This window comes from Achromobacter sp. SIMBA_011 (assembly GCF_046535435.1).
GTDB classification, from domain to species: domain Bacteria; phylum Pseudomonadota; class Gammaproteobacteria; order Burkholderiales; family Burkholderiaceae_B; genus Achromobacter; species Achromobacter dolens.
Genome location: NZ_JAWRWN010001133.1, coordinates 1 through 240, shown reverse-complemented (window position 1 = coordinate 240; position 240 = coordinate 1). Strand labels below are relative to the sequence as shown.

The 240-nt window shown below is 68.3% G+C and carries 1 protein-coding gene; it reads left to right on the top strand.

The window, feature by feature from the left end; translation table 11 throughout:
• Positions 1-240, top strand: a 240-nt coding sequence (locus SB816_RS34575) for an Ldh family oxidoreductase (protein WP_410548570.1), incomplete at both ends; no start/stop codon positions are given.

Genomic DNA, 240 nt, shown 5'->3' with positions numbered 1-240 from the left:
GGCGCGCTGCTGCCGTTCGGGCTGCACAAGGGTTATGCGCTCGCCGCGATGTGCGAGGTGTTCGGCGGCGCACTCGTCGGCGGGCATACGACCTACGACGGCACGTTGCAGAAGACCAGCGCGATCGTCAACGGCATGCTGTCGGTGTTGATCGATCCGAACGCGTTCGATGCGGCCGATGCGCAGCGCGAGGCCGATGCGTTCGTCGCGTGGGCGAAGGCGTCGCCGCGTTCCGGCGAC